The sequence below is a fragment of the Myxococcales bacterium genome (genome assembly GCA_016712525.1).
Classification (GTDB): domain Bacteria; phylum Myxococcota_A; class Polyangia; order Polyangiales; family Polyangiaceae; genus JAAFHV01.
This window is the reverse complement of record JADJQX010000007.1, coordinates 1,534,048-1,559,214: the sequence shown is the minus strand read 5'-3', so window position 1 is coordinate 1,559,214 and position 25,167 is coordinate 1,534,048. Positions and strand designations below refer to the sequence as shown.

Genomic DNA, 25,167 nt, shown 5'->3' with positions numbered 1-25,167 from the left:
CCTCGTGCGATGGCGCGCCGCCCGCACGAGGCGTGTCACTCGAGGTCTTTGGCGACCTCGTCGTGCTCCGTCTCTTCGCCGCGGGCGTCCTTCTTGGTCTCGGCCTCCTCGGCGGCGAGCTCCTCGGCGGTCATGGAGAGGGGCTCGTCGTCGGCCACGGGCGAGGGCATCACCGGGCGAATCGCGCGCGCGAGCCACCCGGCCCGTGCCACGAGCTTCACGAGGAGGGCCGCCTGGTGCGACAGGAAGAGGACCGCCGGAGGCGCCGCGATCGCGAAGAGGCCGACCACCGAAGCGACGAGCGCGGTCGCCCCGATGCCGACGACGTAGGACACGAACGCGGGGACGAGCACCGCCTTTCCCCGCTTTTTCAAGGCTCGAACGCCGATCACGATCGCCCGGGGGAGCGAGTCGTCGTGGGCGACGACCCCTACGTAGGCGAGATCGGTCACGACGTAGACGAGGAAGAGGAGCACCGCGAACGGGACGAGGACCCCGAGGCCGACGTAGTCCGCCGCTCGGTCGTCCAGGTGGCCACGCGCCGCCGACGAGGCGCCCTCCGCCGCGAGGCCCGCGAGCACCACGACCACGGCGCGCGCGGCGAGCGAGAGCACCGTCGCGGAGCCGAGCACGAAGAAGCGTTTGGCCGCGTGGGCGTAGGCCTCGCGCAGCGTCCCCCGTTCGTGCTGGCGGGACAGGTGAGTGACGAGCGCCCCGAAGGGGAGGTGGGCTCCGATCGCGACCAGCACCACGAGCACGAGCGACGTCGGGAGCGCCGCCGAGAGGGCGGCCGCCCCTTTGCCGAGGAGCAGATCGCCCAAGGCGAGCGCGCCCGGCGCGGCGAGCGGGGAGTCGCCGCGAGGGTGCCCTCCGTAGTAGAGCCTCGTGACCTCGGCGAGGGGGACGCCCGCGAGCACCGCCCCGAGCACGCCGTACGCGTAGAGGAGCACGAGGGCCACGAGGCTCTTCACGAGCCGCGGCGGGCGAGGGGGGGTGGCTTCGGTCACGGGGAGAGCCATGAGACGAGGTGGGAGGTGAGCGTCGTCACGAGGGCGAAGACGTGGTTCTGCGGGGCCTCGCGCGTGCCTCGTATCATGGCGTGATTGTTCGTGAAATCGTCGTCCAAGAGGAGCTTCTGCTCGGGATCGAGCACGACGCCGCGCAGGGCCTTCGTACCCGTGTAGGGTACACGGATCATGCGCCCGTGTGGCTCGATGGTGCCGCCGACGCGGGTGCGCACCTCGGCGCCGTCCTCGGTGACGAAGGCGACGTCGAGCGGGAGCTGGAGGGTGCCGCGTGCCTCGACGAGCGCGTACCCCTCGTAGTCGTCCTCGCTCGCGCCGCTCTCGGTCTCGCGCTTGCCGTTGCGGTCGAAGAGGCCCGCGGGCTTCGTGCGGCGCTGGGAGCCCACCTCGACGACGGCGTAGTCGATCGTGGCTTGGTCGAAGAGCGCTGCCCTCGTGAGCGCGCGGGCTTCGTCGCCGAGGTGCTCTCCGATGGCGGCCAACAGGTCCTCGGGGACGGGGTTTCGCATGCGGTGGCGCGACGTGTAGGCCCCGAGCGCGGCCGTGAGCTTGTCTTCCCCGTAGACGCGGGCGAGGGTCTCGAGGAGCGTCGCCGTGCGTCCGTACACGAGGCCGCCGTACGCGCGCCCCGACGCGAACGCCGCCGCGGGCTGCGCGATGGGCTGGACCTTCGCGTGCATGCGCCCGGTGAAGAGCTGGATCGTCGTGCCCGACACCGAGAGCCCCGAGAGCTTGGCGACGCTCGCGGGCCCGAGCCAGGTGCGGAGCGCGCGTGCCTCCGCGTAGGAGTTCAGGCCCTCGTCGAGGAAGGGCCACTTGGCCTCGTTGGACGCGAGCAGGCCGTAAAAATACTGGTGGCCGAACTCGTGGATGGTGACGAGCTCGAGCTCGCGCACGAACGGAGGCCCGTGCCAGGGCCCGCCCGTCGTGATGAGCGTCGGGTACTCCATGCCCCCCGCTTCGCGGTCTTTGTTGGGCGGGTGCACGACCGAGAGCGTCTCGTAGGGGTACTTCCCGTAGAGGCTCCGAAAATGGGGGATCGCGAAGGCGAGGGCGTCGCGTTCGCGCGCGGCCGCCCCGGCGTATCCGCGTGGGTAGAAGAAGCTCACCTTGACGCCGTCGAGCGTCTCGTCCGCGCGCTCGAAGGTGTCGAACGCACCGAAGGCGAAGTCGTGCACCTCGGCCTGAACGTGCCTCTCGACGTGGCGTCCGCCCTCGTCCTTCGTCGACACCGACGGGCCCGTCGCCGCGACAAGGTACCCCGAGGGCACGTCGACCGTGACGTCGTAGGTGCCGAAGTCGGAGTAGAACTCGGCGAGGTGGTGGAAGGGGAAGTGGGCGAAGGTGCCGTCGGGCTCGAGCTTCGCGAGCTTCGGGAACCATTGCCCCACGAAGTGGAACGTCCCGTCGAACCCGGTGCGCTCGACGATCGAAGGTAGGGTGTCGTCCCACACGACGTCGAGGACGAGGGACTTTCCAGGCTCGAGCGGCTCGCGAAGGGGCACCCTGGCGTCGGTCTCGTCGTCGTCGCCGGGGCGGCTCTTTTCGAGCGCGGGGAGGAGATCCTCGGGGCCCTTGGCCGTGCGCTGGGTGAGCTTGCGGAGGTCGATGGCGCCCCACGTGGCGGGCTTCTGACTGCCGCGGAAGCCCCCGACCGGATCCCTCATGAACGCGGAGCGCTGGTTCTTGAACGCGTTCAAGTAGAGGTGGAGCCACACCTCCGAGAGCGTCGCCGACGTCGTGTTCTTGAGCGTGATCGTCCCCTCGCCGTGCACGGTGTGCGCGACCGGATCGAGCTTCGCCGTCATCGTGTAGCTGGCGACGTCGAGCGCCGGGGCCTGGGCGTTCGTGTCTGCCCATGCCGCGGCGGGGGCGCTCGCACCGAGGAGCGTGGCCGCCGCGAGGGTGAGCCTCATCACGTGACGCATGGCCCGGTTTTACCCCGAAACACGTCCCTTGGGCGCACCTTCCGGCGCCCGCGCCGATTTCGACCCGCGCGCCGCGGCGTCGCGGAGCGGGTGGCTCTCAACGCGCCCGTGTCGGAGAGCCGCTCGGCGGCGAGGAGCCGAAGAGCGAGAGCTGCGGGCCACGATCCTTCGCGAGCGGGCGCGTGAACGTCGAGGCAGGCTCGTCCTCCATGCGGGTCGTGAGCCCCGCTCGGCGGGCGGCCGACTCGAACGTCGCGAGGAGCGCCTCGGCGTAGGGGCCGGAGCCGCGCTGTCGGTGACCGAAGCGCGGGTCGTAGAGCCGCTCGCCGTGCATCTCCCGCAGCCTCGTGAGGACCTTCTCGGCGCGGAGCGGCAGGGCCTCGCGAAGGCGCTCCTCGAAGACCTCGCGCACGGCGCCCGGGAGGCGGAGCATCACGGCGAACGTGTGGGTGGCGCCGGCCCGTCCCGCTGCGGCGAGGAGCTCCGCGAGCCCCGCGTCCCCGAGGCCAGGCACGAGCGGCGAGACGCTTATCCCCACGGGAATCCCCGCGTCGGCGAGGGTCGCGATCGTCCGGAGGCGCCGCTCGGGGGAGACCACGCCCGGCTCGAGCGCACGCGCGACGGCCGGATCCGCGAACGGGATGCTCACCGTCACGCGGACGTGGGCCGCCCCTCGGAGCTCACGGAGGACGTCGAGATCGCGCTCGACCAGCGGGGACTTCGTGATGATGCCGACCGGGTTCTTGTAAAGTGCACATACCTCGAGGCACCCCCGCGTGAGGCGAAGCTCGCGCTCGACGGGCTGATACGGGTCGGTGACCCCCGAGAAGACGACGCGCTCGCCGGTCCACGTTCGCTTCTCGAAGGCCTCACGGAGGAGCTCCGGGGCCGCGCGTTTCACGACCACGATGCGATCGAAGTCCGTTCCGGCGCCGTAGCCGAGGTGCTCGTGGGTCGGCCGCGCGTAGCAGTACGCGCACGCGTGCAGGCAGCCGCGGTAGGGGTTCACCGAGTATCGGAAGCCGATGTCGGGGCTGTCGTTCGAGGAGACGATGGTCCTCGAGGCGTCGTCGACGAGCGTGACGGGGACCGTGGGGCTCTCCCCGTCGTCGTGCTCGACGTGCCGAACGTAGAAGCGGTTCGGCGGGTTTTTTTCGGTGGGGCGCACGTCAGGTGTGCCCCGCCGCGTCGGGATGCGCGGCGCTCCGAGAGAAGACGTGACGAACCGTCATCGCCCGGAGCGTAGCGCTGTTCGTTAGTTCAGTACAGCGCCGGGGAAGCGGAAGACGAGGGCGGGGGAGGCCTCGGGATCGTCGGCACGATCGACCTCGACGTGGCCGCCGTTCTCGAGCCGCCCGAAGAGCAGCTCTTCGCCGAGCGGGCGCTTCAGCTCCTCCTGGATCACACGGCCGAGCGGCCTCGCGCCGTTCTCTTCGTCGTAGCCCTTCTCGCGGAGGTACTCGCGGGCACGCTCGGTCACCTCGAGGGTGACCTTCTTCTCGGCGAGGAGCGCCGCGAGCTCGCGCACGAACTTTCCGACGATGCTCCCCATCGTGTGCGGGGAGAGGGGCGCGAACGCGACGCGTGCGTCGAGGCGGTTCCGGAACTCCGGGCTGAACATCAGCTTGTACTCGCGCTCGGCGTCGCCGCTGACCCGCGAGTCGCCGAAGCCGACGGCGCGCTTCGCGAGATCACGCGCGCCGACGTTGCTCGTCATGAGCAGCACGACGTGGCGGAAATCGGTCGATTTTCCGTTGTTGTCGGTGAGCTTGCCGTGGTCCATCACCTGGAGCAGCACGTTGAAGATTTGCGGGTGCGCCTTCTCGATCTCGTCGAGGAGGAGCACGGCGTGAGGGGTCTTGGCGATGGCGTCGGTGAGGAGGCCACCCTGATCGAACCCGACGTAGCCCGGCGGGGCGCCGATGAGCCGCGACACGGTGTGAGGCTCCATGTACTCGCTCATGTCGAAGCGCACGAACGCGATGCCGAGTGTCTTCGCGAGCTGCTTCGCGACCTCGGTCTTGCCGACGCCCGTCGGCCCGGTGAGGAGGAAGCTCCCGATGGGCTTCTCCGGCGCGCGGAGCCCGGCCCTCGAGAGGCGGATCGCGCTCGCGAGCTGGTCGACGGCGTGGTCCTGCCCGAAGATCGCTTTTTTGAGATCTTCCGCGAGGTTACGGAGCTTCTCTTTGTCGTTCGAGGAGACCTCGCGCGGCGGGATCTGGGCCATGCGCGAGAGCACGGTCTCCACCTCGGAGACGCCGACGACCGCGCCCTTGCCCTTCTCGAGCTTCATGGCCGCGCCGGCCTCGTCGAGCAGATCGATCGCCTTGTCCGGGAGCTTGCGGTCGTGGAGATACCGCGCCGAGAGGCTCGCCGCGGCCTCGATGGCCTCGTCGGTGTAGCTCACGCCGTGGAACTCTTCGTACTGGCTCCGGAGGCCCTTCAAGATGGCGACGCAGTCCTCGACCGAAGGCTCATTGACCTCGACCTTCTGGAAGCGACGCGCGAGGGCGCGGTCCTTCTCGAAGTGCTGTCGGAGCTCCTCGAACGTGGTCGAGCCGATGCAACGGAGGCGGCCCGAGGCGAGCGCCGGCTTCAGGAGGTTCGACGCGTCCATGCTGCCGCCGGAGGTGGCGCCCGCGCCGACGATGGTGTGGATCTCGTCGACGAAGAGGATGGCGCCCTCCTTGTCCTGGAGGGACTTCACGACGCCCTTGAGGCGCTCCTCGAACTCGCCGCGGTAGCGCGTGCCGGCGATGAGCGCGCCCATGTCGAGCGCGTACACCGTGGACTCTTTCAGGGCCGGGGGCACGTCGCCGTCGACGATCTTCTTGGCGAGCCCCTCGACGATGGCCGTCTTTCCGACGCCGGAGTCGCCCACGAGGAGGGGGTTGTTCTTTTTGCGGCGCGCGAGCACCTGGACGATGCGCATGACCTCGTTCGTTCGGCCGACGAGCGGGTCGATCCGGGACTTTTTGGCCTCTTCGTTGAGGTTCGTGGTGTAGGCCGCGAGGGGGTCTCGCGCGGGCTTCGGGCCGTCGCCGTCGTCTTGGCCGGGACCGACCGACGCGGGGGACTCTTCACGGTCGATCTTGGACCGCCCGTGCGAGATGTAGCTCACGACGTCGAGGCGCGTGACCCCGTGCTGCTCGAGCAGCGAGACCGCGTGGCTGTCGGGCTCGGCGAAGATGGCCACGAGCACGTTGTGCCCTTTGATCTCGTCTTTGCCGGACGAGCGCACGTGCGCGTCGGCGCGCCGAATGACGCGCTGGACCCCGAGGGACGCCGTCGGGGCCTCGAAGTCGTCCTCGGGGACGGCCGTGAGCTCGGCGTCGAGGAAGCTCTCGAGGGCCTTCTTGAGCGCCGCCACGTCGCCTCCGGCGTGCTTGACCACGAGGGCCGTGGCGTCGTCGAAGAGGAGCGCGAAGAGAAGGTGCTCGAGCGTGACGAGCTCGTTGCGCCGCCGCGCGGCCTCGTTGGCGGCGAGCGAAAGGGCGATCTCGACTTCGGGGCTGATGCGCATCGGTTCACTCCGGCTCGCTCGTGACGAGGAGCGGCATTCCATTTTCTTGTGCATAATCCATGACTTGCGACGTCTTGGTCTCGGCGACGTCACGGGTGGTCACGCACGCCACGGCGGCCCCTTTTTTGTGGACCGTCAACATGATGTGCATCGCCTCGGTCGCGGTCTTGTGGAAAAACCGCTGGAGCACCTCGATCACGAACTCCATCGTCGTGTAGTCGTCGTTGTGGAAGATGACCTTGTATCGCCGGGGCACCTGCGACACGGGCACGGTCTCGACGTCGAGCTCTTCGCCGAGGTCGGGGTTCGGTGGCTTGGGATCGTTGGCGCTCATGGAGGGGAGAGGGGCGGGGCGTTTTTCGGGGCTCTCGGCCGAGCAAGGTTTGGCTTGGAGGGGCTTCTCGCAAGGCTCACCGTTCCGTCTGCTACAGTCTAGGGCGAAATGAGTGGGAAAAAGCTCGTCCGTTCGTTCCTCGCCCTCGGTGACGCCGAGCTTCGGCAGGCGTACGCCGAGGAGCTCCTCTTGACGTCGCAGCCGGGTTTCCTCGCCGACTCTCTCGACGAGCTCGGCGGGCTCGCCGAGACGTTCGATGCCGGGGCGCGCGAGGCGCTCGTCCCGCTCGTCACCGCCATGAACCAGCCTCGATGCGAGGCGGCCGTGCAGCGCCTCCGCGAAGAGGCCGCCGGTCGAAATTTGCTCTGCCTCGAGCGCCTCCTCAGGTCGCGGCCGCGCGCCCCCGTGTCGCGCGACCCACGCCTCCCCGGCGCCGACGACGAGGACGAGGCTCGAGTGCCGGACTACGGGCGAGGCCGTGTGCTCACGCTCGGCGAGCGAAAGAGCCTCGCCAGGCGCCCCGATCGGGACACGCTCGAGAAGGTGCTCTCCGATCCTCACCCGGAGGTCATTCGGAGGCTCCTCGTGAACCCTCGGCTCACGGAGGAGCACGTCGTGCGCCTCGCCACGCGGCGCCCCGGATCGCGCGCGGTCCTCTCGGAGATCGCGTGCTCGGCCCGGTGGTCCACGCGCTCGCGGGTGCGCCTCGCGCTGGTGCTGAACCCGAGCCTGCCCGAGGACATGGCCGTCCGGCTCGTGAGCCTGCTCCTACGCCAGGAGCTCGCCCTCGTGGTCTCTCGTGTGCCCCTCGACTCGCCCGTCTACGCGCTCTGCAACGAACGCCTCCGCGCGGCTCCGCCCAAAGCGAGCCCGTTCGCCGACGGGGCGCGGGTCCCCTCGATCGACCCCAAGCTCGTCAACTGACGTCGAATCGCGCCGCGGCCCCCGGGGCGACCGTGTCAGCCCTCGTCCTCTTCGCTCGCCCAGCGCGAGAGGGCCGTCATGCCGATCGCAGCGGCGCAGGACGGGCAAAGGGGCCGTTTCTCTTCTCGGAACGCGCCGTCACGGAACCAGAGCAGGGCGCCCTCGCCGCGAGGTGGGCCGTCTTCGTCCGGGGCGGCCGCGAGGCTCTCCCCGCACGCGTCGCACGACGGCTCGTCGTCGACGAAGAGCTGCGAAGTGGATCCGACGCGAACCGAAGGTTGTGTCATTTCGCCGCACCGTAGCGCATCGGGCGCGCGTGACAAGCGCCTCGGCGCCCGCACGCAGGCCTCGTCTGCGTCACTTGAGGAGGAGGACCGCCGAGACGAAGAGCGCCCCGACGACCCCGAGCACGATGAGCGCCACGATCCAGGCCGGGACGTGGGTTCCGGGGATGTCGATCTTGTCGTCGTCGACGTGCGGCGCACGCTCTTGCCATCCGCCCGGGGGGACGCTCAGCGGTCGAATTCCGGCGGAGGCTTGGCTCGGGTCGTCGGGCCGAAAAAGCGCACCCGGCGGGGCGTCGTCGTTTTGGCCGTACGACGCGCCCTGGCCGTCGTTTTCGAGAATGTATTTGCGGTACTGAAGCTCGGTGATCCCGGCTTCGTCGAGCTCGCGGAGGCCCTCGCCGTCGAACTGGACGATGATGACGGTGATGTTGTCGTGACCGCCGGCGGCGTTGGCGCGCTCGGTGAGCTGTTTGCAGAGGTCGAGCGGCTCGGTCGACGAGCGCAGGATGTCGCGCATGTCGTCGAAGCGGATCATGCCCGAGAGGCCGTCGGAGCAGAGCTAGAGCGTGTCGCCCTTGCGAAGCTGCACGTACGTGAGGTCCACCTGCACCGTGTCGGACGTGCCGAGGGCCTGGAGGATGATGTTGTTGTGCTCGAAGGTCTCGGCTTCTTCCTCGGTGAGCTGGCCGGCCTCGATGAGCTGATTGACGAGCGATTGGTCGCGCGTCACCTGGACGAGCCGGTTGCCGCGCAGAATGTACCCGCGCGAGTCTCCGACCTGGCCGAGGAAGAGGTGGTCGTCGACGAGGGCCGCGCCGGTGACCGTCGTGCCCATGCCGCGGCGCGAGCGGTCGCTCTTGGCCTCGGAGAAGATCCGGAAGCCGGCCATCTCGATCGCGCGGACGAGGCGCCTCGCTACGTCGTCGCGCTCGATGCCCGCCGGGAACCCGTCGAGGCCGTCGACCATGCGCTCGTAGATGATGTCGACGGCCATCTGGCTCGCGACCTCCCCCGCCGCGGCGCCGCCCATTCCGTCGCATACGGCGAAGAGCGCGCCGTGCGGGCCGATGCCCGTGGGACGGTTCGCCTCGAGCAGGCCGCGCGACTTTCGGCTGAGGTCCGCGACGAGGAAATTGTCCTCGTTGTGCTCACGCACCTGACCGACGTCGGTGCGCGCGAAGAGGCGTACGCGAATCGGTGACGTGGCCGCGGTGGCCTCGGCCTCCGTCGCATCCGCGAGGTTCTCGACGCTGGGGGGCGGCTGGGTCACGCGCGACCTTCTTCGATCGGGCAAACACCCGAGTGTGGGACGGATCGACAGGGAACGAGATCAACCATGACCACCCCCGATGTCGATGCGAAAGAGCTGCTGGCCCATCCGCACGAGGTCGCCGGTGCGCACTTCGGTCTCGCCTCGGAGGCCAAGGAACGTGCCGTTGGACGAGCCGAGGTCGACGAGATGAACGGCAGCTCGCTTACGCAACGCCGCGGATTTCGGCGCTTTTTCGGAGCGACCGTCGCCGGCAGGCAGCACGAGAAAGGCCGCGTGCCGCCGCGAGAGAAACGGATCGTCCGTGAACACTACGTCTCCCGACTCTCGCCCGAGCACGGTCTCCACCTTCCGAATGTAGTAGACGTCGCGCGTAACCCCTTCGACGGTGCGCTGGCTCAGTCGAGCGTAGCGTGGTGCCGTGGGCGTGCCGAATAGCAGCGTCCCGTGCTCCGAGGCTGGACCGAGACCGGCCTCGCCGTCTTTGAGAGCCTCGAACCTTAGCACCTGTTGCCCAATCAGGATCAAGTCTTGATCCTGGAGCTCCATGGCCACATTCGAGTCGACGTCGGCCACGGCGGAGGCCGGGCTCCCGGGGGGCAGGGGCGCCCGCTCGATGTCCCCCATCTTTTTGCCGCGGAGCGACGAGACCCGCAAAAAGAGGCCGTTCACGCTGTCCAGGTCGCGGAGGTAGAGGCGGTCCTCGCGGAACACGAGCCGGGCGTGACGCGGCGAGAGGTAGCGGTCGTCGCCGAGGATCACGTCCCCCTCGGAGCGCCCGATGTCGACCTGGTCGTAGATGGGGTAGCTCGGTCCGGGCGTGCCGTCCTTCGTGATCACCACGAGCTGGCCGCGCGACGGACGAGGCTTCGTGTTGAGCCACGTCCCCTTGCGCGGGCTCGAGTCTCGTTCGGTCGAGGGCTCCTTCGGGCGGGACGGCTCGATCGAGAGCTCGGCCGAGGGCTTCGGGAGCTCGAAGGGGCGATCGTCGACCGTGGGTGGCCGGTCGTCGACGGTGGTCTTGGCGAAGACGTGCCCGGGCCGAGGTCCCTCGGCGTGTGGCGGAGGGGGAGCCGGGGCGGGAGGGGGAGCCGCGGCGGGAGCGGGAGGCGGGGCCACCGGTGCAGGTGCCGGTGGAGCCTCGGGGGTGACCGGGGCCGCCGCGCCGGCGTTGGCGAGCGACGCGCCACAATAGCGGCAGAACAGGGACGAGGGCTGGTTCGCGCCCTGGCATCGCCCGCACACGCGGGCCCCGAGCGCCTCCGGTTGGGGGGCGACGTCGATCACGGGCTGAGGCTGGAGCCTCGGAGCCGAGCCCGCCGCGGGGGGGGCCGCAGGCGAAGGGTAGGCGGCCGCGACCGGGACGGGTTGGACGTTCTGCACGGGCGCGACGAGGACCGGTTGGGGGGCCGGGGCGACGGGCAGCGGCGCCGGAGTGTGCGCGACGGGCACGGGCTGCGGGACGTGCACGGCGGGCTGTGGCACCGGGACCGGCGGCGCGGCCTGAGGTTGGGGCAGCGCTTGACCGCAGGCCATGCAGTACCGCTCACCCAGAGGGTTCGAGGTTCCACACATGCCACAGCGCACCTCGGCGCCCGGGCGCGGGGGAGCCTCGACGAGGGGCGTGGGTGGGGCCACGCGCGGGGCGAGGCGATTGCCACACTCCTCGCAGAACACGAGGTGGGACGCGTTGTTACGGCCGCAGAGAGAGCAGATCACGCAACCAAGATGGGACAATAGGGCGCGCCTCATCGTCAAGCGCGGTCGACGTCACGATGTCGATTCGCGCGAAGCGCTGTCGTTCCGCGAGGAAATGTGGTTGGCCAGCGGCTCTCGTCGTGCGCCGCGCCCCGTCACGCGAAAATGGCTCTTTCGTCCTGTTGACATGCGTAGCGGCCTTTGCGTAATGGTCGCCGCAGCTCTCACGGAGCCCGGAGAAAAAAGGGAATGGAGATCGTCCTCGACAAGCGTGCGGTTCGGCAGATTCGGCTCTCGGCGCAGGATGCGATCGAGGAGGGCGACACCGAGACGTTGCGGGAAGACATCCTCGAGGCCTTCACGGAGGAGCAGGTCGAAGAGATCGAGCGTCGGCTCGACAGCGGCGACTTCTTCGAGTTCCTCACGGACATGCTCGACGAATGGTCCGGCGACGACGTCGACGAGCTCTTCGAGCTGATCGACGCGCAGCGCGGTGACGTCGGCATCGACATCAAGTTCGACAAAAAAGCCTCGACCCCCGATCCCGACGAGGAGAAGGACGAAGAAGAGGAAGAGGACGACGAGTTCGACGACGAGGACGACGACGACCTCGACGACGAGGACGGCGACGAGGAAGAAGAAGAGGAAGAGACCGAAGGCTGACCCGCGCGCGCGGGACTTCGGATCGTCTCGAGGGGCCTTCGGGCCCCTTCTTCGTTCCTGGCCCGATGTCGCCGAGAACCCGGGGGTCAGGGCTTCGGCGCGGCCGCGTCCGTCGCGCTCTCGCGGAGGAGGTACCCTCGGCAGGTCGTGGGCGCACGGCTCTTCGCCGGCCTCGCGACGCGCGGGCACACCGCCGACGCGCACGGCACGTAGCGCGAGTCCGGGAACGTCCCGACGAGCGTCTCGAGCGCCGCGCAGGCCTCGTCTTCGTGTTTGTCCTCGCGGTGGAGCTTGGCGATCTCCCAGAGCGCGTCGTCTCGCTCGAGGGACGTGGTGTAGCTCGCGTAGAGCTCGTGGAGCGTCTTTCGAGCCGCGTCCCGGTCGTGGAGCTTCTCGGCCTGGATGCGCGCGATGAGGCGCATCGCCGGCGTGAGCTTGGGCCTCTGGTAGCTCCCGACCACGTCCGACGTCTCCCGCTCGGCGACGATACGCCGCAGCAGCACGATGGCCTCGCTCGGGTGGCCGGCCTCGTCCTCCAGCGTCGCCGCGGTGAAGAGGGCGTCGTCCCAGTAGGACCCGCGGGGGTAGGGGAACGCGTCGGCGAGGGCCACGTACGCCTTCACGCGAGCCTCGCGAGGCTCGGTGCGTGCGGCGCGCTCGTAGGCGATCTTCTGACCGACCTCGGTCTCGGGGGGGACCTTCGCCGCGAGCTCGCCGAGTAAGGCGTAGCCTTTGGCGCGACCGGCGGGGCTCTCGTCGCCGCCTTCGTGGGCGCGCAGCACGTGGCCCAGCGCCGGACGGGCGAGTGGGCTCCTCGGGTGCGCCTCGACGAAGGCGCGGAGGTCGGCGAGCCCGCGCGCTTCGGACCCCGATTTCCTTCGTAGATCCGCGGCTTTGTAGAGGGCCTCCTCGCGTGTCCCGTTCGTCGGGGTGCGGGCCCCGAGCGCGTCGAGCTCGCGCAGGGCCGCGGCGACGTCACCCGCGCGGGCCTTCTCGACCGCGGCCAAAAGCTCGGCGTGGTCCCGATCGCGCTCCTTCTCGGCGAGCTTGGCCGACCGCGCGAACGCCTCGGCCGCCTCGGAGAACCTCCCCGCGGACGACGCGCGCCGACCTTCGGCGAACGACCGCTGGTACTCGGTCGTGGAGTGGCCGCAGGCGACCAAGGCGGCCGCCGTCACGAGCGCGTGAGCGAGGCGTTTCATCGTGCCTCCGCGACGAGCCGGGCGTGCGCGTCGGCGATGGCGTCCGCCGCGACGCGCATCATGTCGGCCGAGACGTCGAGGTGGGTGACGGCCCGGAGGCGAAAGGGCCCCGAGGCGGACACGCGAACCCCCGCTTCTTCGACGAGCCGCGCCACGGCGTCGGCCGGCGCGCGGGTGTCGATCGCCACGAGGTTCGTCTCGGGGGCCGTCACGCGGAGGCCCGTCGATTCCCCTCGAGCGACGAGGCGCTCGGCGAGGCTCCTCGCGTTCGCGTGATCCTCGGCGAGCCGAGCCCGATGATTCGCGAGCGCGTACCTCGCGGCCGCCGCCAAGATCCCTGCCTGGCGCATGCCGCCGCCCCAGCGTTTTCGTGTGCGACGGGCCTCGGCGACGATGGCCTTCGGGCCGACCAGCGCGCTCCCCGCCGGAGCGCCGAGGCCCTTCGAGAAACACACGCTGATCGTATCGAAGGGGCGCGCGAGCTCGGCGACCGTCGTCTCGGTCGCGACCGCCGCGTTCCAGAGGCGTGCCCCGTCGAGGTGGAGCCCCAGCCCGAGCGCGCGCGCGGCCTCGGCGATCCGGCCGATTTGAGCTTCGGGGAAGACGCGCCCGCCCGCCCGGTTGTGGGTGTTCTCGACACACACGAGCGAGGTGCGGGGGCAGTAGTAGGCGTCGGTCGGGTGCGCCTTTTCGCGGACGTCGTCGCCGTCGAAGAGCCCTCCGCGCCCGGCGATGGCGAACTGCACGCCGGAGAGGGCGGGGCCCGCGCCGCTCTCGTAGAACACGACGTGCGCCCCCTCGCCGACGATGACCTCGTCGCCGGGTCGTGTGTGCGCGGCGATCGCGAGCTGGTTGCCCATGGTCCCCGAGCTCACGAAGAGCGCGGCCTCTTTGCCGAGCAGGTCCGCGACCTCGGCCTCGAGGGCGTTCACGCTCGGATCCTCTCCGAAGACGTCGTCCCCGACCTCGGCGTTCGCCATGGCCGCGCGCATCGCGGCTCCGGGGCGCGTGACCGTGTCACTCCTCAAGTCGATCATCGGCGAACGAAGGTACACCAATCGCCCAGGGGCCGTCCGCTCGTCCTCTGCGAAAGGCGTTACGCGTTCTCCCCGCGCGGATATCCCGGAATCCAGCGCGGCTTGGCCGTCGTGTGCGAAATGGGTTGCGCGCCCGCCCAGCCATGGCTAAGTGATTGAACCACTCAGGAACCCATGGCCCGCCCCCCCTCCTCCCCCAAACCGCCGCCCTCCCTCTCCAGCCCCATCGCCGAGGCTTCCGCCAAGGCCTCCGCGGACGACGCCTCGAAGGTCATGTCGCTCGTGCCCATCGCGCGGTCGAGCGTGGTCGACGCGGTCGCCGAGCGGCTCCAGGCCGAGATCCTCGCGGGGCGCTTGGCCCCCGGGTCGCGCCTGCCCTCGGAGCGGGAGCTCTCGCTCGCCCTCGGCGTGAACCGGCTCACGTTGCGCGCGGCGCTCGCGCGGCTCGAGGCGCTCGGCCTCATCACCACGCGCCACGGGGCCGGTACGTTGGTCGCGTCGTGGCGCGAGCGTGCGGGGCTCGACACGCTCCCGACGCTCGTGGCCTCCCTCGCGCCCGGCGAGCCGACCTGGCGCAAGCTCATGGCCGACATCCTCGAGGTGCGGCGCGCGCTGTCGGCCGAGACCATGGCCCTCGCGGCCGTGCGCCACACCGAGGAAGACGTGCGCGTGCTCGAGCAGCTCAGGGACGAGCAGAAGGGCCGCCTCCACGACGCCGTGCTCTACGCACGAGGGGACATGGCCTTCCAGCGCGCGCTCGTCCGCGCGGCGGGCAACGTCGGGTTCGAGCTCGTGTTGAACTCGTTCGCTCGTTTCCCCGACGAGTACCCCGAGCTCGTCGCTCGCCTCTACGACCGGCGCGAGCAAGCGCTCGTGCTCTACGACGCGATCCTCGCGCTCCTCGCGACCCGTGACGCGGACCTCGCGCGCACGCAGGTGCGCTCCGCGCTCGAGGCCCACGACGCCGAGTGGCTCGAGCGCAACGCCCCGACGACCGACGACGGCCCGAAGCCGCGCGCCGAAGCGCCGAAGAAGCCGAGCGCCCCGAAGCCGAGGAAGAAGCCGTGAGCGCCGAGTCTCGGGCCGCCCACGCGCCCCTCTCGCCCCTCGAGGCCGGGTGGGTGCCCCTGGTGTTCGCAGCCATCTTCCCGGAGCCCCCGCGAGGCGACGGCGAGGTCGCGATCACGTCGCTCGGTCCGGCCGCCTTTTACGCGCGCCTCTGCCGCACCTCCCGCTTCGATCACGCGCTCACGCTCCGGGCGGCGCTCTGGATCGTGGCCGTGGTCGCGCCGGTCGTCGTGCTCCGTCGGTTCCCGGCGTTCGGGTCGCTCTCGGTCGCCGATCGCGAGGCGCTCCTCGTCGGCATGGCGTCGAGCCCCATCTATCTCTTCCGGCAGATCGTCTTCCTGCTCAAGGCCCAGGCCGCGCAGCTCTACGCGGCGCACCCCGCCGTGGCGAAGCGTGTCACGAGCCCGCCCGCTCGCGACGCCCTCGTGCCCCTCCGCAAGGGCGAAAAACGCGTTGAAAAACAAGGAGATCGCCATGACGACGCCGCATGATGGCCGCGCCTTCGCGGACGACGGGCACGAGGCCTCCGTGGTCGCCGGAGAGTCCCTCCGCGTGCGCCCCGTGACCGACGACGTCGACTTCGTGGTCGTCGGGTCGGGCGCGTCGGGGGCCGTCGCCGCGCACACGCTCGCGAGCCACGGCTACAGCGTTGCCATCGTCGAAGAGGGGCCATGGATTCGAACGCGGGACACGAGCCCTTCGGTCGACGGGATCTTCTCCGCGGCCATCCGTGACCGTGGCATGCAGGTCGCGCAGGGCCGCGCTTTCATCCCGATCTTGCAGGGGTCCGCCGTCGGCGGGAGCACGTTCGTGAACTCGGCGATCGCGTGGCGTATCCCTGGGGACGTCCTCGTGGAGTGGAAGGAGCGCTTCGGCGTCGACCTCCCGGAGCGAGACCTCGAGCCGCACTTCGACGCCCTCGAGCGCGATCTGTCGGTGCGCAGCGTGGCCCCGGACGTGCTCGGCGAGAACAGCCGTCTCTTCCTCGAACAGTGCAAGAAACGCGGCTACGACGCCGCTCCGATGCGCCGCTACGACGCCGGCTGCGAAGGGAGCGCGCGGTGCCTCCAAGGGTGCCCGAACGCGCGCAAGCAGAGCATGTCGGTCACCTACGTGCCTTGGGCGCTGCGGCTCGGGGCGCGGATCTACACGTCGTGCAAGGTGTCGCACGTGGAGGTGAGGGGGAGCCGCGCCGTCGGCGTCGTTGGGCGGGCCAAAGGCGGTGCCCCGGTGCACCTTCGCGCGCGCCTCGGCGTCTTGGTCGCCGCGAGCACCATCCAGACCCCGAACCTCCTCCGTCGCTCGGGGGTCCGCGCGAAGGCCCTCGGCAAGCATTTCCAGGTCCACCCTGGCGTGGGCATGGGGGCGCTCTTCGACCGCACGGTGCACATGACCTTCGGCGCCACGCAGGGGGCCGAGAGCACGCACTTTCGTGCCACCGAGCGCTTCAAGCTCGAGACGATCGGCATGCCTCCCGAGCTCGCGGCGGCGCGTCTCCCCGGTGTCGGGCACGACCTCCTCTCGCGTATGGCGCACCTCGACGACGTCGGTGTTTGGGTGGCGCAGCTCCGGGCGCGCGCCGAGGGAGAGATCTCCCGCGACGTCTTCGGAAACGACGTCATCCGATACTCTCCCACAGAGGACGACATGCGCATCGCGCGGAAGGCGCTGGCGACGATCGCCGAGCTCTTCTTCGACGCCGGCGCTCGTGAGGTGTGGCCCGGCGTCTTCGGATTGCCGACCGTCCTCCGCTCTCCCGACGAGATCCGGCTCCTTCGCGAGGGGCCGCTCGATCCGCGCGCGTACGGGCTCGTCTCGAGCCACTTGTTCGGGGCCGCGCGCATGGGGCCGAACGCGGGCACGTCGGTGGTCGACCCCTCGTTCGCGGTCCACGGCACCGACCGGCTCTGGGTCGTCGACTCGTCCGTCTTCCCGACGAACCTCGGCGTCAACCCGCAGCACTCCATCATGGCGCTCGCGCGCTACGCGTCCACGGCGATCGCCTCGGGCTCGAGGCGCGTCGCGGCGGCATGAGCCCTCGGAAAACCCGCGGTCTCGGTGAGGTAAGCCGAATCTGCTTGACGGATCTCGCGAGGCCGCGTACTTCCGCGGCCGTCATCGCCGCTTTAGCTCAGTGGTAGAGCAACGGTTTCGTAAACCGTAGGTCTGGGGTTCAAGTCCCCAAAGCGGCTCCAGGTTCTCGCGAAGGCCCGTCTCCCGGGCCTTTTTCGTTTCGGGGCCTCGCGCGCGGCGGCCTCGGCCCTCGGCCGCGGGGATCGCCCTCTTTCGAGCCCGCGAGCTTGTCCCCGGGTGGGCGATTCGGTACCTTTCTGTCGGAGGGGGAGGCTCTTTTCGCCTCGCGCTCGACTCGCCCGAGCTTCGCTATGAACAAACCAGCCGAATTACCCGTGCCCGGGGACCTCTTCCAGGGGAAGTACCGCATCGAGAGGCTCCTCGGAAAGGGCGGCATGGGCGCCGTTTTTTCGGCCCAGCACGAGGGGCTCGGGCAGCGTGTGGCCGTCAAGTTCCTCCTCGCCGAGGCCGCCGCGAACGAAGAAGCGAACGCGCGGTTCCGCCAAGAGGCGCGCGCCGCCGCGAACATTTTGAACGAGCACGTCGCCCGCGTGGTCGACGTGGACGTGTCGGGGTCGAACGGGCTCCAGTACATGGTGATGGAGTACCTCGAGGGGCAAGACCTCTCGCAGCTCCTCGAGACCCGCGCCTCGCTCCCGCCCGACGAGGCGTGTAGCTACCTGCTCCAGGCCGCCGACGCCATCCACGCGGCGCACAAGCTCGGCATCATCCACCGCGATCTCAAGCCGTCGAACCTCTTCCTCGCCACGAAGCCCGACGGCTCGAAGATCGTCAAGGTCCTCGATTTCGGCATCTCGAAGGCCCAAAACAGCCTCGGGCCGATGAGCGGCGCGCTCACGTCGACCAAGGCCATGCTGGGCTCTCCGCTCTACATGTCGCCCGAGCAGCTCCGCAGCTCGAAGAGCGTCGATGTGCGCGCCGACATCTGGGCCCTCGGGGTCATCCTCTACGAGCTTCTCACCGGCGCCGTGCCCTACAACGGCGAGAACCTCGGTGAGCTCTTCGCGGCGATCCTCGAGCAGGATCCGCTCCCGGTTCGGCAGCGCGCGCCGCACGTGAGCCCCGAGCTCGAGGCCGTCGTCATGCGATGCCTCCAGCGGCAGCCGCAGCATCGGTTCGCGACCGTGGCCGAGCTCGCGGCGCACCTCGCGCCGTTCGCGCCGGCGTACGCGCACCTCCCGGTCGTCGCGGTCGGGCGCGCCCAAGCCCCGAGCGGGGCCCTCGCGATCCCTCAAGGTGCAGGGTACACGCAACCCATCTCCCAGGCCGGGTACCTGCCTCAAACGCCCATGCGCCCGTCGCACGCGTCGGTGCCGGCGTTCGGCGCCAACACGGGCAACCCGGTCAACGTGCCCGTCGCGGCCACCGCGGCGCTCGGCTCGGGCGGGTTCGTCGCGCAACCCCAAGGCCACTCGGGCGCCGAGCTGATGCCCGAGGGCTCGTCGGTCGCGGGCGTGCCCTCGCGCGGCTCGAACACCGGCATTTTCGTGGGCATCGGCGCCTTCCTCCTCCTCGTGACGGTCGGCATCGGCGCGTACACCGTCGTGGGCAAGAAGTCCTCGGGCGGCTCGGGCACCGCCGGGAGCGCGAGCGCATCGGCCGAGGTGCCGGTGACGACCGCTCCGACGGCCCCTCCGAGCCACTCGGCGGCTCCGACGGCCGAGGTCCCGAGCGCCACCGTCGCGGCGACCGCGGCCCCGCCTCCTTCGGCGACGGCAGTGGCGGTGGTGCCGAAGGTGCCCGCGACCCCGCCTCAGGGCGGAAAGAAGCCTCCGGTGAGCCCCCCGGCGACGCCCCCCGCGACTCCGCCTGCGACCCCGCCGACACCGGCGACGGCCGCACCGACGCCCAAACCGACGAGCACGCTCCAGACCTCGCGCTGAAGGCGAGCGGCAGCATGGAAAGGCTGGCGACGAATCGTCGGCCGCCCCGCGTTTCGTGGGCCTTCCCTCGGAGCTCGTTCGTCGGGCGCTGCCTCGGGCGACGATGACGGTTTCGCACGGTACCCTCGCCGCGATCCGCTGTATAACGGCGGGTATGTCGACCCTCGGCCCTTCCGCGAGCCTCCTCTCCCACGCATCGACTCGGCCCTACACGCGCCCGGCGCGTCCGGCGCGGGCCTTCGTCGCCGCCGCGGCGATGGCCGTGGCCATGGCGTTCGCCCCGAGCGCGTCCGCCAACGACATCGCCCTCGCCGAGAAGCTCTTCAACGATGGTCTGAAGGCCATGGAGACGAACGACTACGTGAGCGCGTGCAGGGCCTTCGCCGGAAGCAACGAGGCCGACCCTTCGCCCGGAACCCTCATGAATCTCGCTACCTGCCAAGAGAAGCAGGGCAAGGTCGCGAGCGCCTGGGGCAGCTACCAGACGGCCGCGGGCATGGCGGATCAGCGTGGCCAAAAAGAGCGCGCCGCCACCGCGCGCGCCGCGGCGTCGAAGCTCGAGCCTCAGCTCCACAAGCTCGTCATCGGGTTCAAGGCGGCGATCCCGGACGAGGTCACCGTGACGCGCAACGGGGTCTCCGTCCCCAAGGCGGCGCTCGGCAGCGACATCCCCGTCGACCCGGGCGAGCACGCCATCGAGGTCGTCGCCAAGGGCAAGAAGAAGTGGACGGGCCGGATCACGGTCAAGGCAGGGCCCGGCACCGACCGCATCGAGGTGCCTGCGCTCGAGGACGAGCCCGTGGGCGCCACCACGCCGCCCCCGGGGGGCACGATCCTCCCACCGCCGGCCGAGGCGGGCACGTCGTCGCGCGGCTCGACCCAGCGCATCATCGGTGGTGTCGTCACCGGCACGGGTGTCGCCGTCGGGGCGACCGCTCTCGTCTTCCAGATCCTCGCGCTCAGCCAAGACTCCAAGTCGAAGACGACCTGCGCCCTCCCGCGCGAACAAGACATCAACGACGCGTGCACGAGCCAGAAAGACGCCGCCAAATCGAACCAGGCGGTCGCCATCGGCCTCGGCATCGGCGGCGCGCTCGCCATCGGCGTCGGCCTCACCTTGATCTTCACGGCGCCGAGCGGCCCCGCCAAGACGGCCAAGATCCGCATCCTCCCCGACCTCGGCCCGAACGGCGGCTCGCTCTCGCTGGGCGGCTCGTTCTGAGGTCGAGCCGGCCTCCGACAGGGCCGTTTTCGAGGAACGAAACGCCCGCCTTCGGGCGTTCGATCGGACGAAACAGAAGAGGGCGCTCCCCGAGTCTCGGGAGAGCGCCCTCGTCGTACGGGCACGTCTCGTCTCAGGAGGCGGCGTCGTCGTCTTCCATCGGGCCGAGATCCTCGCCCGACAGCACGAAGAACGCCTCGCCGTAGCTCTCGAGCAGCGAGAGCGCGAGGTCCATGTCCTCTTGGCTGTGGCCGCGGGTGACGTTCACGCGGAGCCGCTCCTCGCCGAGCTTCACCCCGGGGTAGGTGATGGGCACCATCAGCACGCCGCACTCGAGCAGCGCCACGTGCATGAAGAGCGTCTTGCGCTCGTCCTTGCACATGACCGGCATGATGTGGGTGTTGCTCGCGCCGAGGTCGAAGCCGATGCCGGTGAGCTTCCGGCGCATGTAGTCGGACTTCTGGTGGAGCTCCCGCACGAGGGCGGGGCCGTCGGCCTCGAGCATGTCCAAGATCGTGCTCGCCGCCGCCACGATGGGGACGGGGAGGGACGCCGAGAAGAGGAAGCTCCGGGCGTTGTGCTTCACGAGGTCGATGATGTCGTCGTCGGCGAGGAGGATGCCGCCGATGCCGCCGAACGTCTTCGAGAAGGTGGAGACGACGATGGGCACCTTGCCGACGAGCCCGTCGGCCTCGAGGATGCCCGTGCCGCGCTCGCCGAGCGTGCCCGTGCCGTGCGCGTCGTCGACCACGAGCACCGCGTCGTACTTCGCGCAGATCTCGACGAACTCCTTGAGGTGCGCGCGATCGCCGTCGAGCGAGTAGACGCCCTCGACGAGCACGAGCGCGTTCTTGCGCTCGCGGGTCTTCAAGATGCGCTCGAGGCTCTTCGCCGAGTTGTGGTTGAAGAAGCGAACCTCGGGGCTCTTGCCGGGGATGCCAGCGGCGAGGAACGTCCCGTCGAGGATGCACGCGTGGCTGAAGCTGTCGAGGACGAGGGTCGTGTCCTTGTCGGCGAGGGCCATGATGAGGCCGACCATCGCCTGGTAGCCCGTCGTGAAGAGCAGGCACGAGGGGAAGCCGAACCACTTCGCGAGGCGGCGCTCGAGCTCGACGTGCTCCACCGTGGTCGCCTGGACGCGGGAGCTCGAGAGCCCGCAGGCGTACTTCTCGACGGCCTTGACCGCGGCCTCTTTGACCTTCGGGTGGTTCGTGAGGCCGAGGTAGTCGTTCGAGCTGAAATTCACGATAGGTTTGCCGCCGATCGTGGTGTGGAGCCCGCCGGTCTCGAAGGGGCGGAAGTACGGGTAGACCTGCTTCTTTCGGGCGAGGTTGACGCGCTCGAGCTCGGTCTTGGCCTTGTCGTGGATCCAGCTCACGGTGCTTCCCTTTCGCCGCCCCGCGGGCCCCTCGGCCTTGGGCGGACGGCGGCTATTTACACGAATCGTGCCGAGCGCGAGGCGAATTCCAAGCGTGCTTTCGCGCGAAGAATTCGCACATTGTGGCCTGCCCGTGGTGCGCCTCGTTGTAAAAGACGGTGCGCGGCGCCGCGTAGGTGACGCGTCTTCCCCTCGAAAAGGAACGATCATGCCGAAGCTCGTCACTCGCGTCTTTCCCGCGCCCCTCGCGCTCGCGCTCGTCGCTACGACGGGCTGCTCCAAGGACGCCCCCCAGTTCGCCGACGCGGCGGCCGCCGCCGAGAAGAAGCTCGAAGAGAAGAAGGCCCTCGGGGACAACGCGCCGAAGCAGGTCGAGGGCAAGAAGCTCAACGCGTTCTTCCCCGAGGAGCTCGAGGGAGGAAAGCGCACCTTCACCACCGAGAAGGACGGCTACTCCGAGGCCAAGTACGTGAAGGACGGCAAGGACGTCCTCGTCCTCACGATCGCCGACATCGTCGACAACGCGGACTCGAAGGACAAGTACGCGAAATCTACCGAAAAGATTGGCGATTTTCCCGTCGCCACCTTCGGCAAGAAACAGACGATGGTGCTCGTGAAGGACCGCTACCAGGCCAAGATCATCAGCGACACGCTGTCGCACGATCAGCGAAAAGCCATCCTCGAGAAGCTCGACCTCAAGAAGCTCGCGACGCTCTGAACGACGAAGGAACCGAAGGAGCCCACCATGACCACGAACAACCTCGAAGAGCTGCTCGCGTCCCTCCCCGAGTCGAACATGACGGTTCGGCTCCTCAACATGCTCGACTACCTCGTGCCCGGCGAGTGGAACAACGTGAACTCGCTGCACCTCGCCATCCGTGAGGCCACGGGCGAGGGCGAAGAGGACGTGATCGGCGCCATCGCCGGCCGCGCGATCGAGCTCTACATGGACCCCGACAACGGGTACCAGCGCGCGGTGTCGCTCTACTCGATGGTCGACTCGGCCTCGACGTTCGCAGGGTTCACCTCGTTCGCGGCCAAGCTCGGCGAGGACGTCGAGTGGCTCGGGTTCCTCCAGAACGTCACCCCCAAGCTCGAGACCACGCAGTCGATCGACGCGGGGCTGAAGCTCGCGTGCGAGCTCGGCGCGTTCTGCATGACGAACGGCCTCCCGGGCGACAGCATCGGGGATTTCATGGGCGCCCTCGCGAATTCGGCCAAAGAGGACAAGATGCGCCTCGCGGCCTGGGTCGCGTGCGACTGCTTCCTCCCGCTCGGGCCGGACTTCATGCAGAAGATCATCTCGACGGTCGAGAACGCGGCCGAGAGCGATTTCATGCAGTCGGGCCTCTTCCAGCGGGTGTCGGAGTTTCTCCCGGGCGGAGGGTTCGGCGAGAAGAAGGACCTCGTCACGAACAACCTGAAGTCGGCCGAGGGGTACGTGCAGGGCTTCGTCGCGGAGCGCGGCATGACCCACGACGGCGTGCTCGCCAAGATCAAGGAGCTCATCGACGTGAACGAGGACCGGCTCGACTACGCCGCGGCCATCATCGACATGTCGACGAACTACTTCCAGCACACGGGCACCCAGTCGGTCGCCCGCCGCGTCATCACGCGCGCGTACGGGGAGATCTGACCGTGAGCGACCTCGACATCCCCACGATCGACCTCGCCGACCTGCGCGGCGGCCCGAACGAAGCGAAGGCCCTCGAGGACATTCGCAAAGGCTTCGGCGTGTACGGCCTCGTCTACGTGAAGAACCACGGCGTCGGCCCCATGGGAGACTCGTACGACAGGTTCACGCGCTTCTGCGCGCGCCCGACCCGCGAGAAGGAGAAGTACAACCGCGCGGACCTCTTCTACCAGCGCGGGTGGACCCCTCCGAACACCGAGAAGGCCGTGGTCGCCGGCGGCCAGCCCGACTTCAAGGAGTGCTGGTTCGCGACGCCGACCGAGATCCCCAAAGATCTCCAGGTCCAGTTCCCCGAGATCTTCGCCGACAACGTCTGGCCCGACGGGGAAGAGAATGCGGGCGGCAAGCTCGCCGAGGACTACACCGCGCGTGGGCGCGAGCTCCACGAGGCGGGCCTCGCGCTCCTCCGAGGCGCGGCGAAGGCGCTCGACCTGCCGCACGACACGTTCGACACGATCTGTGCGGGCGGCCCGCACATCTTCCGCATGCTGCGGTACCTCCCCCTCGACGCCGACCAGGCCCGCGAGAAGAAGGTGCTCTGGGGCGAGGAGCACACGGACTTCAACCTGCTCACGCTGCTCCCGGGCGGAAGATTCCACGATCCGGAGGGCAAGGTCGCGAAGGCCCCCGACAGCGAGAGCGGCCTCTACCTCCGCACGCGCCCGTCCAAGGAGCACCCCGAGGGCCAGATGGTCCGCGGGACCGCGCCCGAGGGCTGCATCGTCGCGCAGGTCGGCCAGATGCTCGAGATGCTCACGGGGGGCACGTTCCTCGCCACGCCGCACGTCATCACGGCGCCGGGCGTGCCGGGGTGGTCGCGCCTCTCGGCCGCCCACTTCGTCCACGTGCACCCGCACACGATGCTCTTCCCGCTCCCGAAGTTCCGGACGAGCCAGGACGTGCTCAAGAGCTACAGCCCGCCGGTGCTCGCGGGCACCTACGCGCTGAAGACCCTCGTCGACATCGGGCTCGCCCCCGAGTCGACGCTCGGTCAGCTCGGATACCGCCACTACGACCGCCTCGCGACCATACGTCACGGCTGAAAAGTGTAGTTGTTACGGAAGGTTGAGTGGGCCGTGTCACGGAACGCCTCGCGAGTGCGACGATCCGGGATGCGGCCCTTCGTCCGTTCCGTCTCCTGCGCGGTGCTCGTGCTCGTGCTCGTCCTCTCCGCTCGGGGGAGCCGCGCCGCCGAGGCCGACCCTCCCGAGGCCGTGCTCGCGGTCACGCCCGTCGCGCAGGCGCCCGAATCCCCGAAGGAGGGATGGTGCGGCGAGGCGGCCATCCAAGAGGGGCTCTTGGCGCTGGGCGCGTACGTGTCGCAGGCGCGCGTGAACCGGGCCGGGAAGCCCTCGCACCCGGACCTCTACGCGAGCGAGCTCCCGGCCGCGCTGCTCGCGCTCGGCGTAGAAGGCGCATGGATGAAGGCGCGCGGCTTCGACGCCGTCCGCACCTTCACCGCCGAGGCCGTTTCCCGCGGGAGGCCGGTCGTCGCCGGCGTGAAGCTCTTGCCCACCGCGCACCCGTCGTGGGGGCTCGATCATTTCGTCGTGCTCGTGGGCGTCCGCGGCCCGGACGTCCTCGTCGACACCACGTGGGGCACGAGGGTCTCCGTCACGAGCGCGCCCCCGCGGGGGATATCGCTCGCCGGGGCCTTCTTCGCGGTTCGCCTCGAGCGCGTCTCCGGGCTGCCCGAAGGGGAGGGCGCCGTGCTCTCGGTCGTCTCGGACGCTGCCGCCGGCGTGGTCGTGCGGGCCGTGTGCCCGAGGAGCGCGGGTCGGGTGCGGGTCGACGACGTGGCACCTCCGCGCGACGTCCCGCTCGTCTCCGGCGAGGCGCGCGTCACGGTGAAGCGCGACGCGTTCGTCCGGTTTCGCTGCATGCCGTGAAGGACGCGCCGCGTGACCCTGCGTGGATTTCGTGCGACATCGAGCGGGA

At 69.7% G+C, this 25,167-nt stretch carries 23 protein-coding genes and 1 tRNA gene; 12 read left to right on the top strand and 12 right to left on the bottom strand.

The features are described from left to right. Positions 1 to 35: 35 nt before the first annotated feature. From IPK71_23675 to IPK71_23655, 5 genes are all read right to left on the bottom strand, one after another. Positions 36 to 1,007, bottom strand: coding sequence for a hypothetical protein (locus IPK71_23675; GenBank protein ID MBK8216738.1), 972 nt, complete (start codon positions 1,005 to 1,007; stop codon positions 36 to 38). Further along, positions 1,004 to 2,953 (bottom strand): M1 family metallopeptidase, encoded by a 1,950-nt coding sequence (locus IPK71_23670; protein ID MBK8216737.1) that lies wholly within the window; start codon positions 2,951 to 2,953, stop codon positions 1,004 to 1,006. Before IPK71_23670 ends, IPK71_23675 begins: the two co-directional genes overlap by 4 nt. Before the next feature lie 97 nt (positions 2,954 to 3,050). Next, entirely contained in the window at positions 3,051 to 4,121 is a 1,071-nt protein-coding gene (locus IPK71_23665) for a PA0069 family radical SAM protein (protein ID MBK8216736.1), read from the bottom strand. Between the two features lie 87 nt (positions 4,122 to 4,208). Continuing rightward, complete coding sequence (clpA, locus tag IPK71_23660) at positions 4,209 to 6,476, bottom strand: ATP-dependent Clp protease ATP-binding subunit ClpA (protein ID MBK8216735.1); 2,268 nt, start codon at positions 6,474 to 6,476, stop codon at positions 4,209 to 4,211. 4 nt (positions 6,477 to 6,480) lie between these two features. Beyond that, positions 6,481 to 6,810 carry an ATP-dependent Clp protease adaptor ClpS gene (locus IPK71_23655; GenBank protein MBK8216734.1) on the bottom strand — a complete coding sequence of 110 codons (330 nt, stop codon included), beginning with the start codon at positions 6,808 to 6,810 and terminating at the stop codon, positions 6,481 to 6,483. Positions 6,811 to 6,918: 108 nt separating this feature from the next. On the opposite strand from IPK71_23655, the gene IPK71_23650 reads away from it, so the two are divergent. After that, entirely contained in the window at positions 6,919 to 7,734 is an 816-nt protein-coding gene (locus IPK71_23650) for a hypothetical protein (protein ID MBK8216733.1), read from the top strand. A 35-nt stretch (positions 7,735 to 7,769) separates the two neighbouring features. Here the strand turns inward: IPK71_23650 and IPK71_23645 are convergent, their stop codons facing one another. The 4 genes from IPK71_23645 to IPK71_23630 form a co-directional block, all read right to left on the bottom strand. After that, positions 7,770 to 8,021: a hypothetical protein gene (locus IPK71_23645; protein MBK8216732.1), complete on the bottom strand. Its 252-nt coding sequence runs from the start codon at positions 8,019 to 8,021 to the stop codon at positions 7,770 to 7,772. Between the two features lie 70 nt (positions 8,022 to 8,091). Further along, positions 8,092 to 8,556: a hypothetical protein gene (locus IPK71_23640; protein MBK8216731.1), complete on the bottom strand. Its 465-nt coding sequence runs from the start codon at positions 8,554 to 8,556 to the stop codon at positions 8,092 to 8,094. 24 nt (positions 8,557 to 8,580) lie between these two features. Continuing rightward, positions 8,581 to 9,291: a serine/threonine-protein phosphatase gene (locus IPK71_23635; GenBank protein ID MBK8216730.1), complete on the bottom strand. Its 711-nt coding sequence runs from the start codon at positions 9,289 to 9,291 to the stop codon at positions 8,581 to 8,583. A 60-nt stretch (positions 9,292 to 9,351) separates the two neighbouring features. Continuing rightward, entirely contained in the window at positions 9,352 to 11,010 is a 1,659-nt protein-coding gene (locus tag IPK71_23630) for an FHA domain-containing protein (GenBank protein ID MBK8216729.1), read from the bottom strand. Between the two features lie 228 nt (positions 11,011 to 11,238). Between IPK71_23630 and IPK71_23625 the strand changes: the two genes are divergently transcribed. After that, entirely contained in the window at positions 11,239 to 11,652 is a 414-nt protein-coding gene (locus tag IPK71_23625) for a hypothetical protein (GenBank protein MBK8216728.1), read from the top strand. Between the two features lie 86 nt (positions 11,653 to 11,738). Here the strand turns inward: IPK71_23625 and IPK71_23620 are convergent, their stop codons facing one another. Both IPK71_23620 and IPK71_23615 read right to left on the bottom strand, forming a co-directional pair. Beyond that, complete coding sequence (locus IPK71_23620; protein ID MBK8216727.1) at positions 11,739 to 12,854, bottom strand: tetratricopeptide repeat protein; 1,116 nt, start codon at positions 12,852 to 12,854, stop codon at positions 11,739 to 11,741. After that, positions 12,851 to 13,891 carry a DegT/DnrJ/EryC1/StrS family aminotransferase gene (locus tag IPK71_23615; protein ID MBK8216726.1) on the bottom strand — a complete coding sequence of 347 codons (1,041 nt, stop codon included), beginning with the start codon at positions 13,889 to 13,891 and terminating at the stop codon, positions 12,851 to 12,853. Before IPK71_23615 ends, IPK71_23620 begins: the two co-directional genes overlap by 4 nt. A gap of 174 nt (positions 13,892 to 14,065) precedes the next feature. On the opposite strand from IPK71_23615, the gene IPK71_23610 reads away from it, so the two are divergent. From IPK71_23610 to IPK71_23585, 6 genes are all read left to right on the top strand, one after another. Beyond that, on the top strand, positions 14,066 to 14,959 hold the full coding sequence (locus IPK71_23610) for a FadR family transcriptional regulator (GenBank protein ID MBK8216725.1): 894 nt from the start codon (positions 14,066 to 14,068) through the stop codon (positions 14,957 to 14,959). Next, a complete protein-coding gene (locus IPK71_23605) occupies positions 14,956 to 15,450 on the top strand; it encodes a hypothetical protein (GenBank protein ID MBK8216724.1) in 495 nt (164 codons plus the stop codon). Before IPK71_23610 ends, IPK71_23605 begins: the two co-directional genes overlap by 4 nt. Further along, positions 15,434 to 16,993, top strand: coding sequence for a GMC family oxidoreductase (locus IPK71_23600; GenBank protein MBK8216723.1), 1,560 nt, complete (start codon positions 15,434 to 15,436; stop codon positions 16,991 to 16,993). Before IPK71_23605 ends, IPK71_23600 begins: the two co-directional genes overlap by 17 nt. 86 nt (positions 16,994 to 17,079) lie before the next feature. Next, a tRNA-Thr gene (locus IPK71_23595) sits at positions 17,080 to 17,154 on the top strand. Between the two features lie 189 nt (positions 17,155 to 17,343). After that, positions 17,344 to 18,936 carry a protein kinase gene (locus tag IPK71_23590; protein MBK8216722.1) on the top strand — a complete coding sequence of 531 codons (1,593 nt, stop codon included), beginning with the start codon at positions 17,344 to 17,346 and terminating at the stop codon, positions 18,934 to 18,936. Positions 18,937 to 19,090: 154 nt separating this feature from the next. Next, entirely contained in the window at positions 19,091 to 20,158 is a 1,068-nt protein-coding gene (locus IPK71_23585) for a hypothetical protein (protein MBK8216721.1), read from the top strand. A 133-nt stretch (positions 20,159 to 20,291) separates the two neighbouring features. On the opposite strand, the gene IPK71_23580 is transcribed toward IPK71_23585, so the two are convergent. Beyond that, on the bottom strand, positions 20,292 to 21,536 hold the full coding sequence (locus IPK71_23580) for an aminotransferase class I/II-fold pyridoxal phosphate-dependent enzyme (protein ID MBK8216720.1): 1,245 nt from the start codon (positions 21,534 to 21,536) through the stop codon (positions 20,292 to 20,294). Between the two features lie 208 nt (positions 21,537 to 21,744). On the opposite strand from IPK71_23580, the gene IPK71_23575 reads away from it, so the two are divergent. The 4 genes from IPK71_23575 to IPK71_23560 all read left to right on the top strand — a co-directional run bounded on the left by IPK71_23575 (position 21,745) and on the right by IPK71_23560 (position 25,118). Beyond that, positions 21,745 to 22,254 carry a hypothetical protein gene (locus tag IPK71_23575; GenBank protein MBK8216719.1) on the top strand — a complete coding sequence of 170 codons (510 nt, stop codon included), beginning with the start codon at positions 21,745 to 21,747 and terminating at the stop codon, positions 22,252 to 22,254. 27 nt (positions 22,255 to 22,281) lie between these two features. Beyond that, positions 22,282 to 23,172 carry a hypothetical protein gene (locus IPK71_23570; GenBank protein ID MBK8216718.1) on the top strand — a complete coding sequence of 297 codons (891 nt, stop codon included), beginning with the start codon at positions 22,282 to 22,284 and terminating at the stop codon, positions 23,170 to 23,172. Then, a complete protein-coding gene (locus IPK71_23565; protein ID MBK8216717.1) occupies positions 23,169 to 24,272 on the top strand; it encodes an isopenicillin N synthase family oxygenase in 1,104 nt (367 codons plus the stop codon). The genes IPK71_23570 and IPK71_23565 overlap by 4 nt, the downstream gene beginning before the upstream one ends. 69 nt (positions 24,273 to 24,341) lie before the next feature. After that, positions 24,342 to 25,118 (top strand): hypothetical protein, encoded by a 777-nt coding sequence (locus tag IPK71_23560; protein ID MBK8216716.1) that lies wholly within the window; start codon positions 24,342 to 24,344, stop codon positions 25,116 to 25,118. Positions 25,119 to 25,167 lie beyond the last annotated feature (49 nt).

Coding starts and splice junctions, on each gene's coding strand:
- IPK71_23670 (MBK8216737.1), bottom strand. CDS start 2,953: ATGCGTCACGTGATGAGGCTCACCCTCGCGGCGGCCACGCTCCTCGGT.
- clpA (MBK8216735.1), bottom strand. CDS start 6,476: ATGCGCATCAGCCCCGAAGTCGAGATCGCCCTTTCGCTCGCCGCCAAC.
- IPK71_23655 (MBK8216734.1), bottom strand. CDS start 6,810: ATGAGCGCCAACGATCCCAAGCCACCGAACCCCGACCTCGGCGAAGAG.
- IPK71_23650 (MBK8216733.1), top strand. CDS start 6,919: ATGAGTGGGAAAAAGCTCGTCCGTTCGTTCCTCGCCCTCGGTGACGCC.
- IPK71_23645 (MBK8216732.1), bottom strand. CDS start 8,021: ATGACACAACCTTCGGTTCGCGTCGGATCCACTTCGCAGCTCTTCGTC.
- IPK71_23640 (MBK8216731.1), bottom strand. CDS start 8,556: ATGATCCGCTTCGACGACATGCGCGACATCCTGCGCTCGTCGACCGAG.
- IPK71_23625 (MBK8216728.1), top strand. CDS start 11,239: ATGGAGATCGTCCTCGACAAGCGTGCGGTTCGGCAGATTCGGCTCTCG.
- IPK71_23620 (MBK8216727.1), bottom strand. CDS start 12,854: ATGAAACGCCTCGCTCACGCGCTCGTGACGGCGGCCGCCTTGGTCGCC.
- IPK71_23615 (MBK8216726.1), bottom strand. CDS start 13,891: ATGATCGACTTGAGGAGTGACACGGTCACGCGCCCCGGAGCCGCGATG.
- IPK71_23610 (MBK8216725.1), top strand. CDS start 14,066: ATGGCCCGCCCCCCCTCCTCCCCCAAACCGCCGCCCTCCCTCTCCAGC.
- IPK71_23600 (MBK8216723.1), top strand. CDS start 15,434: ATGACGACGCCGCATGATGGCCGCGCCTTCGCGGACGACGGGCACGAG.
- IPK71_23590 (MBK8216722.1), top strand. CDS start 17,344: ATGAACAAACCAGCCGAATTACCCGTGCCCGGGGACCTCTTCCAGGGG.
- IPK71_23585 (MBK8216721.1), top strand. CDS start 19,091: ATGTCGACCCTCGGCCCTTCCGCGAGCCTCCTCTCCCACGCATCGACT.
- IPK71_23575 (MBK8216719.1), top strand. CDS start 21,745: ATGCCGAAGCTCGTCACTCGCGTCTTTCCCGCGCCCCTCGCGCTCGCG.
- IPK71_23570 (MBK8216718.1), top strand. CDS start 22,282: ATGACCACGAACAACCTCGAAGAGCTGCTCGCGTCCCTCCCCGAGTCG.
- IPK71_23560 (MBK8216716.1), top strand. CDS start 24,342: ATGCGGCCCTTCGTCCGTTCCGTCTCCTGCGCGGTGCTCGTGCTCGTG.